Here is a 13,648-nt window from a genome sequence, read left to right as displayed (position 1 = left end):
AAAATGTCCAATTTGAGCGCGCGAAAGCGTCAGGCCCCCCGGAGCGCTTTCGATACGCCGGGCAGTCTGGCCGCTAGCGCAACATGTGGGCAACCAGCTCAGCGCGAGTTCCGATACCAAGCTTGGCATACACTCCTGATAGGCGGTTTTTAACAGTGCCCGGCGATACTTCCATGTGGCGTGCGATTTCGGCGTTGGTCCATCCGCGGCAGGCGAGCATGGCCATGGTGAATTCCGTGGTCGTTAGATCGTCGGCCACGTCCTCGCCCGAATCAGGGTTGTGGATGCGCCGCCAGCCGTAGCTGAAGCGGTACGTGATCTCGATGATGCGCGCGAAGTCGTCTGGGTATTGCGTTTTTAGGCACGCCTCGATGAGCCCCTGTAAAAGGCCGTGGTGCTCGCCAATGAGCTCGATAAGGCCGTCGGGGCGCGCAATGCCCCAAGCGGCTCCGAAGTGTGCCTTTGCGGCGTCGATGTCCTTGAGGCTCATGCATGCCATGGAGGCTGCCAGGTGCAGGAACAGTTCCGAGATCGGATAACTTCCCTGTTTCATAATCAGGGCGTTTTCCGCCATGCCCAGGCTGCGGCCGTATTCGCCGCGCAGATACAAGGCGTGCGCCATCACGTAGCTGGCGAACAGGCGCAGGCCTTCGGGCAGATGCGCCGCAAGTGGATAAAACTCTTCGGCAGAATACGGGGAAGGCAAGTGCAGCAGGACGCTTGCGGCCGAGGCGAACAGGATATGCGTGGCGTGGATAGCGGATGATTCCTCGTCGGCCGGCGTATCGAGGATGCCCGCAAGGCACCGGCGGGCGTCGGCGATACGGTTGAGCGACAGACTGGCATATCCGCAGATAAAGCATGCGGAATAGCGCAGTGCGGGGTCGGTGGCGTCAAGATAGGGGCGTGCTGTCTTGGCAGCGAGGGTGGCCTGTCCGCGAAAGTACAGCGCTTCTGCCGTGGCGATGGTGCGTGAATCGGGGTCGGAAATGCCTGCAACCGCAGCGTCAATCTGCCCCGGCACAAAGGCGGTGCACATCAACGGCATGGGAACGCATGGGTAGCCATCGCAGTCCATCTTCCATCTCCCAACAGCTGGCAACAATGCAGCAATTGTACTCCTGTTGCTCGGGACCGGAATTTGTGGGTATCGCCTACGATTATGCCGAACGTATAAAGGAAGAGTCTATTGGCGATGCTCCCAAGGTGGCTACTGAAGCCTAGCTGGCCTCGACATTAGGAAAAATTGCCGCCCCTACAAAAAGCTCTGCCGCAGCGATGGGAAACGCATCTTCTGGGCATTCCGGCGTCTCCAGCCAGCGCTGGACTGCTGCTGTCGCCTGCGCGTTGGCGAGCGAGGCGTGGGGACCGTCCGGCGACCAGCGGTGACGGGCGAGCCCTGCCGCGTGTGTGGGCCTCCATCGGCGTAGACCCATGACCCCCATGGCATCGGAGAAGTCCACCATGGCGTCCAGGACCTTACCGTCCGGCATGTCCAGCCTAGCGGCTCTCTTGATTCCGAGGTCGAAGGGGGCGTTGTGCAAGGCATATGGGGCCGAGTGGAAGTGGATCAAAAGAGCGTTACTTGACGTTTCATGCATAATGCCAACCGTCCCGCGACATCACGTTCGCAGCGCGCAGGGGCCGGAGAACCTTCGCGATGAGAGTTGACGTTTAATACCTTGCATCGTATAGTGTGTATAGCACAGTATATGACGAGAGGAGGTGTGCGGATGGAGGCACAGATGAAGCGCGGCTTCCTGGAGGCCTGCGTGCTCGCGGCCGTCTCCGGCGAGGAGTCCTACGGCTACCAGATCGTGAAGGACGTACCGGCGAGCATGGGGCTCACGGAGTCGACGCTCTACCCGCTGCTCAAGCGCCTGGAGAAGGCCGGGTGCATCACGGCGCGCTCCGCCGAGCACAACGGGCGGCTGCGCCGGTACTACCGCATCACGGACGACGGGCGAGCGCGCATCGAGGAGTTCCTGGCCGAGTGGCCGTCCGTACGGGAGATTTACGCATACGTTGAGGAGGCGCACCATGACGCGCGATGAGTTTCTGGGCCGGTTGGGCGAGCTGCTCGCCTGCCTGCCGGCCGAGCAGGTGGAGGAGACCAAGGCGTTCTATGCGGAGGCCATCGCCGACCGCATGGAGGACGGTATGAGCGAGGAGGAGGCCGTGGCCGCCATGGGCACGCCCGGCGAGGTGGCGGAGGCCACGCTCGACGACCTGCCCGCCGTGCCGCGCGCGATCGCGAGGACGCGCCGGCGCAGCACCGCGCTGCTGTGGGTGCTGGCCATCGTGGGCTCCCCGGTGTGGGTGCCGCTGCTCGCCGCCTTCGCCGCCGTGGCCGTCACGGTCTATATCTGCATCTGGGTGCTGGCGCTCTGCGTGTGGATCGTCGCGGTGGCACTCGGGGGCGTGGGCGTAGTTGGGCTCCTGCTTGCCGTAAGCGGCGTCATCATCGGCCACTTCCCGTACGCCCTCGCCTCGGCGGGCGTGGGGCTCGGCCTCGTCGGCGTGGCGCTCTTCGTTGGTGCTGGCGCTTGGGCAGCCTCAAAACAAATTGCGCGCCTCTCGGCGCTCTGGGCGAGGAAGGCCGCCTCGCCCTTCTGGAAGGGTAAGGGTGAGAAGGGCGGCGCTGCCGCGCATCTCGCGGCGTAGAAAGGAGTGAGTACCATGACCAGTGCGAAGAAGATCTACCTCGCCGTGGCGGGCGGGCTCGTTGCCGCGGGTGTTGTCCTCGCGGGCATTGGCTTTATCGCTTCGGGTTTCGACCCGGCCGTGTTCACAACCCATATAGACACACGCGACAGCACCATCGTGCTCGGCGGCGTCGAGGTGGACGACCCGATGGGCCTCCCCCTCATCGAGCAGCTCGCCAATCTGGGCGAGATCGACACCTCCGGCGTCGCGGATCCCGCCGCGCCCTAGGCGCAGCGAGCCCGGGCGCTCTGCCCGCCAAGCTGCGTAAGCCGGCGAAACCCGAACCTCAACCTCTACGCAACTGGACCCAAGCCTGCGCCGATTCGCTCTCAGCGCCGCGCGGGGGCCCGTGACGCATGCCCAAAAAGGTACGAGGAGAAAGGAACGCGATGACGACAACCACGCCCTTCCGCCTTCACGGGGCCACGCAGGACCGGAAGCGACTGGGCCGTGCGGTGGGGCTGTGCTTGGATTGGCTACACTGATATGGACAGTTCCGCGAGGGGCGCGAGAGGCGGGACTCTGGGGAGATCTTCGAGGAGGAGTGTCTCGACTGGAAGCGTGGGTTCAGTGGAGCAGGAACCTAATCTCTGTCTCTCTTGCTTTTTTGATTTGTTGAGAAGCCGGCATTTGGGGGCATTTTGGATAGCGAACAGTTCAAACAAGAAGCTGAGAAAATAGAACAAAGCCTGAGTGCCTTGAGAGTCGCCGAGCGCAATGCAGTGATTCCCTTCATGAACGGCGACTTTACCCAATGGGATCTATATCTGGCATCCTCCTCTGAGTATGCGATGAGACTGATAGACGGATTCATCTCCATGCTCGAGTCGAGGAATCTTGTTTGCGTCGCCCAGCTTCTCCGCGCACAGGTTGGAGTCTGCCTGCGGACATTCGCATTATTCGCCGCCGAAGACCAGGATGACTTTCTCAAGCAGGTGTTTCAAGGTGTGCCTGTGAACAAGCTGAAAGATTTCTCGGGTGAGAAGATGTCCGATGGAAGACTTCAAGACTTACTCGAGAAGTTCGATCCAAAGGTAAAAGATGTATACAAGGTGACGTCTGGATTCGTCCACTTCTCCATTGATATTCTGCCGAGCATGGGTGTGCCTGGGGAGGGCTATGAGGTCGAGTTTAATTTTGGAGCCGAGCCCAACGAGAGAAACAATGCGCCTCTCGTGGAATGCGGCAAGGCGTTCTGCCACTATGTCGACCTGCATCTCCAGATGCTCCATAAGGTGATTGCTTCGGATGAATGGTATGCCGATCGATTCCGTATCGATTCCGATGGTCCTGCAGACGAGGCCTCGAAAAGCGAGAAGGTGTAGGTCGAACGCATTGACGCTGCCTTGACAGCATCCCGATATGATAACGAATGGGAGGTTCCCTGCGAAATGTGCGCCTCTGTATATTCTCGCTAGGACGCCCTCGACCGATAAGGCATCGTTGAGTTCAATTTGAGTTCAGCTCGGGTGCCTGAAAATCGCCCAACTCTGATAAAAGGGGAGACGACGGTACACCACGTAGACGAGAGGCTATGGAAGTGCACGATTTGATTATATTGGCGCGCTAAACCGCCCCGCTGCCCAACTTGAACTCCGCTCACGCGTGTATGGGGCTGCGAGAGGTAACGGCCTGCGGCCTCCTTTGTGTGCTCGATGATATCTTCGAGCATGCCGGGCATGGCGGAGACATTCGCTGCAATCCAGCCGTGTTCAAGCGCCGTTTCGGATAGGAGCGAGAGGGGGCTGTCTTGCCCGTTTCCCTTGCACCCGTAAAGATGGTTGACAGTTTGGGGTCTCCCGGGTCTTTAGCTTTTACCGTGCTAGATGCCTCATGGAAACTGTTGGACTTTAATCAGACAGACCCAGCATGTCGTTTTCCTCCATGAGGACATCGGCTAAAACCGCAACACCTATGCTTGTTTAAGCAAACTTCCTGATAGTCGTGGAGCTGCTGTAGCCCGACATGCAGGACATCGCTCGGCTTAAACACCGGATGCCGCATCCGCGAAACGAGTTGCGGTGCGCCCTGTTCCAAAAGGCTGCCAAGTACCATGGCGTGAGCGTTGGGGTAGCCATCATTCAGCGTGGATACATCCGGATGCGCATAGATCCAGACGATTCCAACGTTCTCGTATTTCCCGTGCAGGTAATCGAAGAGGGCAGGCGACACCATACAGTTGCCGCCGACGGTCACGACTCTGTCGGGGTTTTCTGCCGCAAGCTTCCTCTGCGCATCCTGAATCCCCGCCAGGACTTCGTCCTCGGCATAGATGCGAACTGTCTCCCATTTCTCATGTCCAAGTTTTGGGACGCGTTTCACAATGTCGAGTGGGACTCCTGGACAGTCGGATCACGTGGTGGCCCCCTTTGAGAGGGTCACGAGCATCACGGTTCCGTTCTCGGAATTTGCTTCGACCTCTACCGTGCCACCGTGAAGCGCTGCAATCTCCCAAACAAGCGCTAGCCCGAGTCCTGCGCCGCCGTATGCCCTGCTGCGGGATTTATCCAGGCGAAAGAACGGTTGGAAGATGCTCTCACGGTACTGCTTGGGTATTCCCGGGCCCTGGTCCTCGACTCGCAGGAACACGTGGCTGTCGTTGTCGCAGATGGAGACGGTAACGCTCGAGTCGGCGCGGCTATAGCGGATGGCGTTTTCGACCAGGTTGAACACCAGCCGATAGAGGAGCGCATCGTTCCCGATTACTAAAGCGTCTCCAGCACAATTGAGGGCTATGCCCTTATTTTCGGCAAGTGGCGCAAGGTCGGTGAGGACCTCTTCGGACAAGGGACCGAGTTCAACATCGTCCTCGCAAGGAACGCTGCGGAGCTCACTCATCTCGAGTAATACCTTGGTCATTCGAGCCATGCGCTCGGTTTGTTCTTGTAGCAGGCCGAGCAGCTCGGCTGTTTCGGGTTGCAAACCGGAGTGCTCAGAGATGAATAGTTCAATCTGTGCTTGCATAAGGGCGAGCGGGGTGCGCAGCTCGTGTGCGGCGTTGCCGGTAAACTGACGCTGCGCAGAGAACCCTTCGCCAAGACGGGCGATCATGTCGTTGAAAGAGGCGCTGCATCGCTGTAGCTCGGTGGGCACATCTTCACTGAGTCTGATTTCGCTTAGGTTGTCAGGCTGCACGCGCTCTACCTGGGCGGCAAAAGCCCGTAGCGGTTTGAGTGCACGGCCGCTCACAAAGTATGCCAGCGCGCCGCCAAGGAGTGTGACTCCAGCCGTGATGTACCAGGTTGTCGTGCCAAAAGACTCCTGTGCGTCGTTTACGACGATCGTGACCTTGTCATCGGGGGTCGCTTTCGTTGGGTCGAACGCCTGGGGCGAATCTTCGCCGGTCGCGTTAAGGGCCGAGATGTCACTGCCGATGGCATCCATGTAGCGCATGCCCGTATAGCCGACCAGGCAGTTCGTCAGCACGCATGCTGCACACGTGAGCAGTGCCGTCATAATCGTTATGCGCCATTGCAGCGAAAGCCCTTTCATTCGCCATCCTCCATAACGTAGCCCTCTCCAATCCGATTGCGAATCGGGTCGTATCCCAAAGCGCTGCGTAGCTTTTTGCGGAGTGACGAGATGTGAACGCGGGTTGCGTTGCTAAAGCTGTTCACGCTGCTATCCCAAACGTGCTCGATAAGCTCCTCTTGACTTACCGGACGCCCCTGATTAAGCATCAGGTATTCCAAGATTCCCGTTTCCTTGCGCGTAAGAGATAAAGCCTCGCTGTCCACGGAAGCGATGCGCGCCTTGGTGTCAAAGCTGAGCTTTCCGCAGGTTAATACTATGTCGCTTTGTGCGAAGCGTCTGAGGGTGAGGCTGCGGATCCTTGCCGCAAGCTCGTCCAGATGAAACGGCTTGGTGAGGTAATCGTTGGCGCCGGCGTCGAGTCCGGCGACTTTATCTGATACTTCGCCACGTGCGGACAGAATCAGTACCTTAGTCTCGCAGTCAGTTTTCCTAAGTTCCCTGAGTACGGTCATGCCGTCGATGCGGGGAAGGTTGAGGTCGAGTACCACGAGGTCGAAGGCCTCAACGTCCAGTAGGTCGAGCGCCTCCTGTCCGTCGTGACAGCAGTCGACACTGTACGCCAAGTTCCGCAAGCTGCGCGCGATTGCGTCGCACAGCGCCCGCTCGTCCTCGACGATCAAAATACGCATAACAGTCTCCTTGCACATTCCAAATCGCACTTAACACGGATTTTATAGTCGATATGGTCCAATGGTCGCGTAACGAAAGGAGTGGTTGTGTTGTTCAAAGCGGTAAAACCCGTGGTACAGGTCGCTTTGTTGATCGTCGGAATTACCATGGTGTGCTTTGGTGTTATGCGTGGCGAGGCGGATGCCGTGCTGGCCAAAGCGATTAGGCTGTGCTTGGAGTGTATCGGAATTGGATAAAAGAGAAAACACTGCGTCGCATGTTTTGGTCCGATTTCGCGGATTCATTCAGGCGGCGGCGACGCTGGTCACCAACATTCACCTGCCAAACTTTGCCAAAGGCGGCATCTATCAGGGCGCGGGAAAAACAGTCTGCGTACCTGGACTTAATTGCTATTCGTGCCCCGCGGCATCGGGTGCGTGCCCCATCGGGTCGTTCCAGTCGGTGGTAGGTTCATCCAAGTTCAACTTTTCTTACTACGTCACCGGTACGCTCATTTTGCTCGGCGTGCTGCTGGGACGCTTTGTATGCGGCTTTCTGTGCCCGTTTGGCTGGCTGCAGGAGCTGCTTCATAAGATTCCCGGCAAAAAGTTCTCCACGAAAAAGCTCAAGCCGCTCACGTACATCAAGTACGTCGTGCTGCTGTTTGCCGTGGTGCTGCTGCCCGTCTTGGTGGTTAACGACGTGGGCATGGGCGACCCGTTCTTTTGTAAGTACATCTGTCCGCAGGGCGTGCTCGAGGGCGCCATTCCGCTGGCCATTGCCAATGCCGGCATTCGATCTGCGTTGGGACATCTCTTTACTTGGAAACTTGCCGTTCTCATTGCCGTGGTAGTGCTGAGCGTTTTGTTCTACCGCCCCTTCTGCAAATGGATTTGTCCACTCGGCGCATTCTATGCGCTCATGAATAAGGTATCCCTACTGGGGATCCGGGTCGATGCATGCAAATGTGTCTCGTGCGGCAAGTGCTCAAAGGTTTGTCAGATGGACGTTGATGTGGTCCGCGCGCCCAATCATGCCGAATGTATCCGGTGCGGAAAGTGCATCGGGGCCTGTCCTGTCGATGCCATCAGCTATCGCTATGGCCTGGATGTGTCGGCGGAAAAGCTCCCCTTGACCGCCGATAAAAAGTAAACAAGCTTCGACAAAACGGAGGAATGACCATGAAGCTTTCTAAGATTGCGGCCCTGTTTATGGTGCCGGTATTGGCCTTGTGCCTTGTGGCATGTTCGGCGCCCGGTGGCAATGCGGGCGAATCTACGAGCTCCGATCCTAAGATCGCAGAACTCACTGCGCAGAAGCCGACCAATGCCGACGAGGCCGCCGAACTGTATGCGAAGCTCATGCAGAAGGAGAACGAGATCTTTTCGAGTGATAACGCGCTGTGGGAAAAGGTATTCAATGCGGCAAATAAAGACTCGGCAATGATTGAGGACGGCAGCAATTACGGCGATTTCCTGCTCAAGACCATCGACGGCGCCAAGGATGAGTTCACGGCGGATGAGCTTAAGACGCTCAAGGCCGGTGCACAGCAGATCAAGGAGATCGAGGACAAGCTCGAGAGCCTGGAGAAGGAGTTCCCCGGCTGTGGAAGCACGCCGAGTGCAGGCGAGAGCGTCGACGCTTCGACCGCTGGCATGACGGCTGGTGCCAATGCTTCGAGCGAGGCGACGAAGTTCCCCAGCTTTACGGGCAAGGACCTGGATGGCAACGACGTGAACAGCGACGAGCTGTTCTCTAAGAACAAGGTCACCGTCATGAACTTCTGGTTCACCACTTGCAAGCCGTGCGTGGGTGAGTTGGGCGACCTTGAGGACCTGAATAAGGAGCTTGCCAAGAAGGGCGGCCAGGTCGTGGGTGTCAATTCCTTTACGCTCGATGGCAACAAGGGCGAGATTGCAGATGCCAAGGACGTGCTGAGCAAGAAGGGCGTGACATATAAGAACATCTGGTTCAAGTCGGATAGCGAGGCCGGTAAGTTTACGTCAAATCTGTTCTCGTTCCCGACAACGTATGTCATCGATCAGAATGGCAACATCGTAGGGGATCCAATCGTGGGAGCCATCAGCTCCGCCGAGCAGCGCGCGGCACTCGACAAGCTTATCGACCAGGCGATTGCGAATAGCGAGCAGTAAACAACGCGTAAAGCATAGCGAGGATCGTGCACCGCTGTGCGAAGTAGTCCACTACCTTTCAAGATAAGCTCCACCATATAGAGGTCCCGCTTGGGACCTCTTCTTTTGGGCGCCGTCCCGTTCGTTTTTTGGCGTGGTTCGTTACATTCCTCACTGGCGCCGGCAAAAAATGGGGATAGAGTAGGACAAACGCGTCGAATACGAACGGCGGAGGAGAGCGGGCAGGGTGCCTGCGCAGGAGAGGTTGCCGTCCATGCTGGAGCTCAAAGGAATTTGCAAAAGGTACGTTACGCAGTCGTTTACGCAGGTGGCGCTCGACAACGTAAGCCTGTCTTTTCGCGATAGCGAGTTCGTGGCCATTCTGGGTCCCTCGGGTTCGGGCAAAACTACGATGCTCAACGTTATCGGCGGACTCGACCACTTTGACTCGGGCGACCTGCTGATCGACGGTATTTCGACCAAGGACTTTCACGATCGCGATTGGGATGCCTACCGCAACAACCGCATCGGATTTGTGTTCCAAAGCTATAACCTTATTCCGCATCAGACCATTTTGGAAAACGTGGAGCTGGCGCTTACGCTCACGGGTGTGGGGCATGCCGAGCGCCGCCAGCGTGCACGCAAGGCGCTCGAGGCGGTTGGTCTGGGCGAGCACGTTAACAAGCGCCCGAGCCAGCTTTCGGGTGGACAGATGCAGCGCGTGGCCATCGCCCGCGCCCTAATCAACGATCCCGAGATCGTGCTGGCAGACGAGCCGACCGGCGCCTTGGACTCTACGACGTCCGTGCAGGTCATGGACTTGCTCAAGGAAGTCGCGCGCGACCGCCTGGTTATCATGGTCACGCACAATCCCGAGCTGGCGTATCAGTACGCCACGCGTATCGTCAATCTGGCGGACGGCAAGATCACCGACGATTCCGACCCCTTTGATGCTGCCAAGGCCGCGCGTCGCGAGGCAAAGCCTACGCGCAAAACCTCGATGAGCTTTGTGACGGCGCTGGGGCTTTCTGCCCGAAACCTCATGACCAAGAAGGGCCGCACGGCCATGACTGCCTTTGCGGGCTCGATTGGCATTATCGGTATCGCGGCGATTCTGGCGCTGTCCAATGGCGTGAACAATTACATCAAAAAGGTCGAGGAGGACACGCTCTCGAGTTACCCGCTTACGATTTCCAAGCAGGACTACGACCTGTCGTCCATGATGGGCGGACAGGGGGCCGCGGATGATGGCTCGTCTGAAAGCGTGGATTCGTCCGACGACAGTGTCGGCGGCAAGGCTAAGGGAACCGATAAGATTCCCGTGGTCACGGCCGTAAAGGATATGTTTGCGAGCGTTAAGTCCAACGACATGACGAGCTTTAAGGCATGGCTCGATGCCGGTGGCGACGGCATCGATAAAGAGGTCAACGCCATTCAGTACGGCTACGGTGTATCGCCGGTTGTCTATCGTGCGGGTAAGGGTGACGAGAAGCCGGTTCGACTTGTTCCCAATGCCATGACCGAGGCCATGAGCGGAGGTGCGAGCTCGGCGGCAACGGTGAGCATGGAATCCATGGGAACCTCGGTCTTTAACGAGATGATTGACGACCAGAGCCTGCTCGACAGCCAGTACGATGTCGTCGCCGGTCATTGGCCCACGTCTGCCAACGAAGCCGTGATGGTGCTTTCGAGCCGCGGCACGGTGGGCGACTATACGCTCTATAGCATCGGTGCGCTGAATATCGATGAGCTCAACGATCTGGTAAACAGCGCTAAGACGGCTGACGGTGGGGTCGAAACGCCCGAGACCGGCACCGACTTTACCTACGACGATGCGCTGTCTACCACGTTTAAGGTGCTGTCGCCGGTCGATGCCTATCGCAAAAACGAAGAGACCGGCATGTGGACTGACATGTCTGGTGACACCGACTTTATGGCCGCCAAGGTTGCCGATGGCATCGATGTGCACATCGTTGGTGTGGTACGACCCAACGAGACCGCCAACGCGAGCGCATTGACCCCGGGCATTGCCTACACGCATGCGCTGACTCGCCAGCTTATGGAGCGCGCCGCAAATTCGCAGATTGTGCAGGAGCAGCTTGCCCACCCCGAGACGGATGTCTTTACGGGCAAAACCTTCGACGAACTGCAAGGCGAGGCCAAGCAAGGCGTTGATCTGGGCAGCATGTTCAGTGTGGACGAAGCGGCGCTCAAGAGTGCGTTTTCGTTCGATACATCTGCGCTTTCGGGTGCGGCCGGCGGTATCGACCTTTCTGGTATTGACTTGTCCGGGCTGGACATTGACCTTTCGGACGTTGGAAAGGACGTCGACTTCAGCGACATCATGGCCAAAGCACCGGCCCCAGATTTCTCGGGCATCTTTGACGGTCTGGAACTCACGCCCGAGCAAATGCGGCAGGTGGGAACGCTTGCCAACCAACTGTTCGAGGGCTTTTTGCAGTCTGATCAGTTTAAGGCGCTGTCGCCCGATAATCTTAAGGACGCGTCAAAGCTCGCCGCCGCATTCTCGACGTATCTTGAGAATGATGCCACGGCCCAGCAAATCCTTGCCCAGCTAAAAGCGCTCGGCGGCGATGCCCTGGCCGAGCGCCTGCAGCAGGTGATGACCGACTATGTGCAAAAGCAGCTGGCTCCGTATCTGCAGCGGGCTATGGATCAGATGATGAAGACAATTAGCGAGCAGATAGCGTCGACGGTATCGTCCCAGCTCAAGGCGGGCGCAGCGGGGCTTATGGACCAGATGGCGACGCAGATGTCTTCGAGTTTTGCCAACTTGGCGAGCGCCATGCACGTGGATGCGAGCGCCTTTGCTCGTGCCATCCATTTCAACATGGACGCCGAGGATCTGAGTTCGCTCATGATGAGTTATGCCAAGGCATCGCAGCTTACCTATGACAACAACCTGACCACACTGGGTTATGCGGACGAGGCGGACCCCATCTCGGTCAAGATTTTCCCGCGTGACTTTGAGGCCAAGGAGCGCGTACTCGACCATATCGATGCGTACAACAAGCAGGTCAAAGCCGCCGGCCACGACGAGCAGGCAATCTCGTACACCGACTACATGGGCATCATCATGGGCTCGGTGACTGATATCGTGAATACCATCAGCTTGGTGCTCATCGCATTCGTGAGTATCAGCCTGGTGGTGAGCTCCATCATGATCGGCATCATCACGTACATCAGCGTGCTGGAGCGCAAAAAGGAGATTGGCATCCTGCGCGCGATTGGCGCGTCGAAGCGTAACGTGGCAAACGTGTTCAACGCCGAGACCTTTATCGAGGGCCTCATTGCCGGCGTCTTTGCCATTGTCGTCGTGGTGCTCGTGAGTTTCCCGGTCAATGCCTGGGCACTTGCGGTCAAACAGGTTCCCAACCTGATGAGCCTGCCCGTGCAGGATGCGCTGGTACTCATTGCAATTTCGGTGCTGCTAACGGTCGTTGCCGGCCTGCTGCCTGCCCGCAGCGCATCCAAGAAGGACCCCGTCGAAGCCCTGCGCTCCGAATAATGCGACAAAGGGACTGTCCCTTTGTCACGTTCGTTGATATGAGAGAAGAGTAGATGATCCTTTCGTTGGCCCCCATGGAGGGGATTACCGGGCATGTGTTCCGTCACGTGCATGCGGAGTGCTTCGGTGCGCTCGATTGCTATTACACGCCGTTTTTGCCGCCGCCGCGGGTGGGAAATCGCTTTGGCGGCAAGGCGTTTAAGGAGATCGATCCTGCCAATAACCAGGGGCTCAACGTGGTGCCTCAGCTGATGTCCAAGAACGCGGACGAGTTTGTGTGGGCGGCGCAGGTGCTCGCCGACATGGGCTATCGCGAGGTCAATCTCAACCTGGGTTGTCCTTCGGGAACGGTTGTCGCCAAGGGCAAAGGATCGGGCTTCTTGCGCAATCTCGACGAGCTCGAGGCGTTCTTAAGCGATGTGTGCGAGCGGTCGCCGTTGCCGGTGTCGGTAAAGACCAGGCTGGGGCTGGAGAATGACGACGAATACGAGCGCGTGCTCGATCTGTATTGCCGCATGCCGTTGGCAGAGCTCATTGTGCATCCGCGCGTGCAAAAGGACCGCTATACGGGTTCGCCGCGCAAAGAGTTTTATGGCGAGACGCTGGAGCGTGTGCCGTTCCCCGTGGCCTATAACGGTGACATTTTTGATCTTGAGGATATGGACGCGCTGGTGGAGGCCTATCCCGGCACGCGCCATGTGATGTTGGGGCGTGGCCTGCTCGCGAACCCCGCTCTGGCTCGCATGGTCAAGGGCGGCCCTGCTGCAACGGCTGCTGAGCTGCAGCGCTTCCACGACACGCTGTTTGCGGCATATGCAGAAGAGATTGGCGGCAATGCGGTCTTCCGCATGAAGGAGTGGTGGTTCTACGCCAAGTGCGCTTTCGCTGATCCCGCTACCGTCCACAAGATCGTACGCAAGACCAAAAAGGTCGACGAATACCGCGCTGCCGTCGAGCGCGTCTTTCGCGAACAGCCGCTTGCACCCACAGCTCGCTTCCACGGCTAACTAGTCATCGGGGGCGTTCTTTAACGACTGGTCATTTAAGGACGTCCCCAACGACTATGTAGCAAAAACATGTACACCAGCATCCAAAGATGTCGAAAAATGTCGACTTTGGATGCTGGTGTACATGTTTG

13 protein-coding genes are annotated in these 13,648 nt (G+C 58.1%); 9 read left to right on the top strand and 4 right to left on the bottom strand.

What is annotated here, in order from left to right; translation table 11 throughout:
- Positions 1-73: 73 nt before the first annotated feature.
- Positions 74-1,078: a helix-turn-helix domain-containing protein gene (locus tag I2D41_RS09895; protein WP_195364375.1), complete on the bottom strand. Its 1,005-nt coding sequence runs from the start codon at positions 1,076-1,078 to the stop codon at positions 74-76.
- Positions 1,079-1,733: 655 nt separating this feature from the next.
- Here I2D41_RS09895 and I2D41_RS09890 point away from each other — a divergent pair.
- The 4 genes from I2D41_RS09890 to I2D41_RS09875 all read left to right on the top strand — a co-directional run bounded on the left by I2D41_RS09890 (position 1,734) and on the right by I2D41_RS09875 (position 4,031).
- Positions 1,734-2,054, top strand: coding sequence for a PadR family transcriptional regulator (locus tag I2D41_RS09890; RefSeq protein WP_022093836.1), 321 nt, complete (start codon positions 1,734-1,736; stop codon positions 2,052-2,054).
- On the top strand, positions 2,041-2,664 hold the full coding sequence (locus I2D41_RS09885; protein WP_117848183.1) for a DUF1700 domain-containing protein: 624 nt from the start codon (positions 2,041-2,043) through the stop codon (positions 2,662-2,664). Before I2D41_RS09890 ends, I2D41_RS09885 begins: the two co-directional genes overlap by 14 nt.
- A 15-nt stretch (positions 2,665-2,679) precedes the next feature.
- Positions 2,680-2,934, top strand: a complete 255-nt coding sequence (locus I2D41_RS09880; RefSeq protein WP_117848184.1) for a hypothetical protein — start codon at positions 2,680-2,682, stop codon at positions 2,932-2,934.
- 413 nt (positions 2,935-3,347) lie between these two features.
- Positions 3,348-4,031 (top strand): hypothetical protein, encoded by a 684-nt coding sequence (locus I2D41_RS09875; protein ID WP_117848186.1) that lies wholly within the window; start codon positions 3,348-3,350, stop codon positions 4,029-4,031.
- 529 nt (positions 4,032-4,560) lie between these two features.
- Here I2D41_RS09875 and I2D41_RS09870 read toward each other — a convergent pair.
- Genes I2D41_RS09870 through I2D41_RS09860 form a run of 3 tightly spaced genes read right to left on the bottom strand, consistent with a single transcriptional unit; the run spans position 4,561 to position 6,887 of the window.
- Complete coding sequence (locus I2D41_RS09870; protein ID WP_199574392.1) at positions 4,561-5,028, bottom strand: arginase family protein; 468 nt, start codon at positions 5,026-5,028, stop codon at positions 4,561-4,563.
- A gap of 30 nt (positions 5,029-5,058) precedes the next feature.
- On the bottom strand, positions 5,059-6,198 hold the full coding sequence (locus I2D41_RS09865; RefSeq protein WP_195364374.1) for a HAMP domain-containing sensor histidine kinase: 1,140 nt from the start codon (positions 6,196-6,198) through the stop codon (positions 5,059-5,061).
- Positions 6,195-6,887: a response regulator transcription factor gene (locus I2D41_RS09860; RefSeq protein WP_229042324.1), complete on the bottom strand. Its 693-nt coding sequence runs from the start codon at positions 6,885-6,887 to the stop codon at positions 6,195-6,197. Before I2D41_RS09860 ends, I2D41_RS09865 begins: the two co-directional genes overlap by 4 nt.
- Positions 6,888-7,016: 129 nt before the next feature.
- Between I2D41_RS09860 and I2D41_RS10265 the strand changes: the two genes are divergently transcribed.
- The 5 genes from I2D41_RS10265 to I2D41_RS09840 all read left to right on the top strand — a co-directional run bounded on the left by I2D41_RS10265 (position 7,017) and on the right by I2D41_RS09840 (position 13,517).
- Entirely contained in the window at positions 7,017-7,106 is a 90-nt protein-coding gene (locus I2D41_RS10265; RefSeq protein WP_022094046.1) for a CD1871A family CXXC motif-containing protein, read from the top strand.
- Positions 7,099-8,001 (top strand): 4Fe-4S binding protein, encoded by a 903-nt coding sequence (locus I2D41_RS09855; RefSeq protein ID WP_195364372.1) that lies wholly within the window; start codon positions 7,099-7,101, stop codon positions 7,999-8,001. The genes I2D41_RS10265 and I2D41_RS09855 overlap by 8 nt, the downstream gene beginning before the upstream one ends.
- A gap of 29 nt (positions 8,002-8,030) precedes the next feature.
- On the top strand, positions 8,031-9,002 hold the full coding sequence (locus I2D41_RS09850) for a TlpA family protein disulfide reductase (protein WP_195364371.1): 972 nt from the start codon (positions 8,031-8,033) through the stop codon (positions 9,000-9,002).
- 253 nt (positions 9,003-9,255) lie between these two features.
- Positions 9,256-12,510, top strand: a complete 3,255-nt coding sequence (locus tag I2D41_RS09845; protein WP_195364370.1) for an ABC transporter ATP-binding protein/permease — start codon at positions 9,256-9,258, stop codon at positions 12,508-12,510.
- Positions 12,511-12,563: 53 nt separating this feature from the next.
- Positions 12,564-13,517 (top strand): tRNA dihydrouridine synthase, encoded by a 954-nt coding sequence (locus I2D41_RS09840; protein WP_195364369.1) that lies wholly within the window; start codon positions 12,564-12,566, stop codon positions 13,515-13,517.
- Positions 13,518-13,648 lie beyond the last annotated feature (131 nt).

This window comes from Collinsella aerofaciens (assembly GCF_015552075.1).
In the GTDB taxonomy this organism is placed as follows: domain Bacteria; phylum Actinomycetota; class Coriobacteriia; order Coriobacteriales; family Coriobacteriaceae; genus Collinsella; species Collinsella aerofaciens_Y.
Note: the sequence above shows the minus strand (reverse complement) of the source record. Positions and strands in the feature narration are given on the sequence as shown.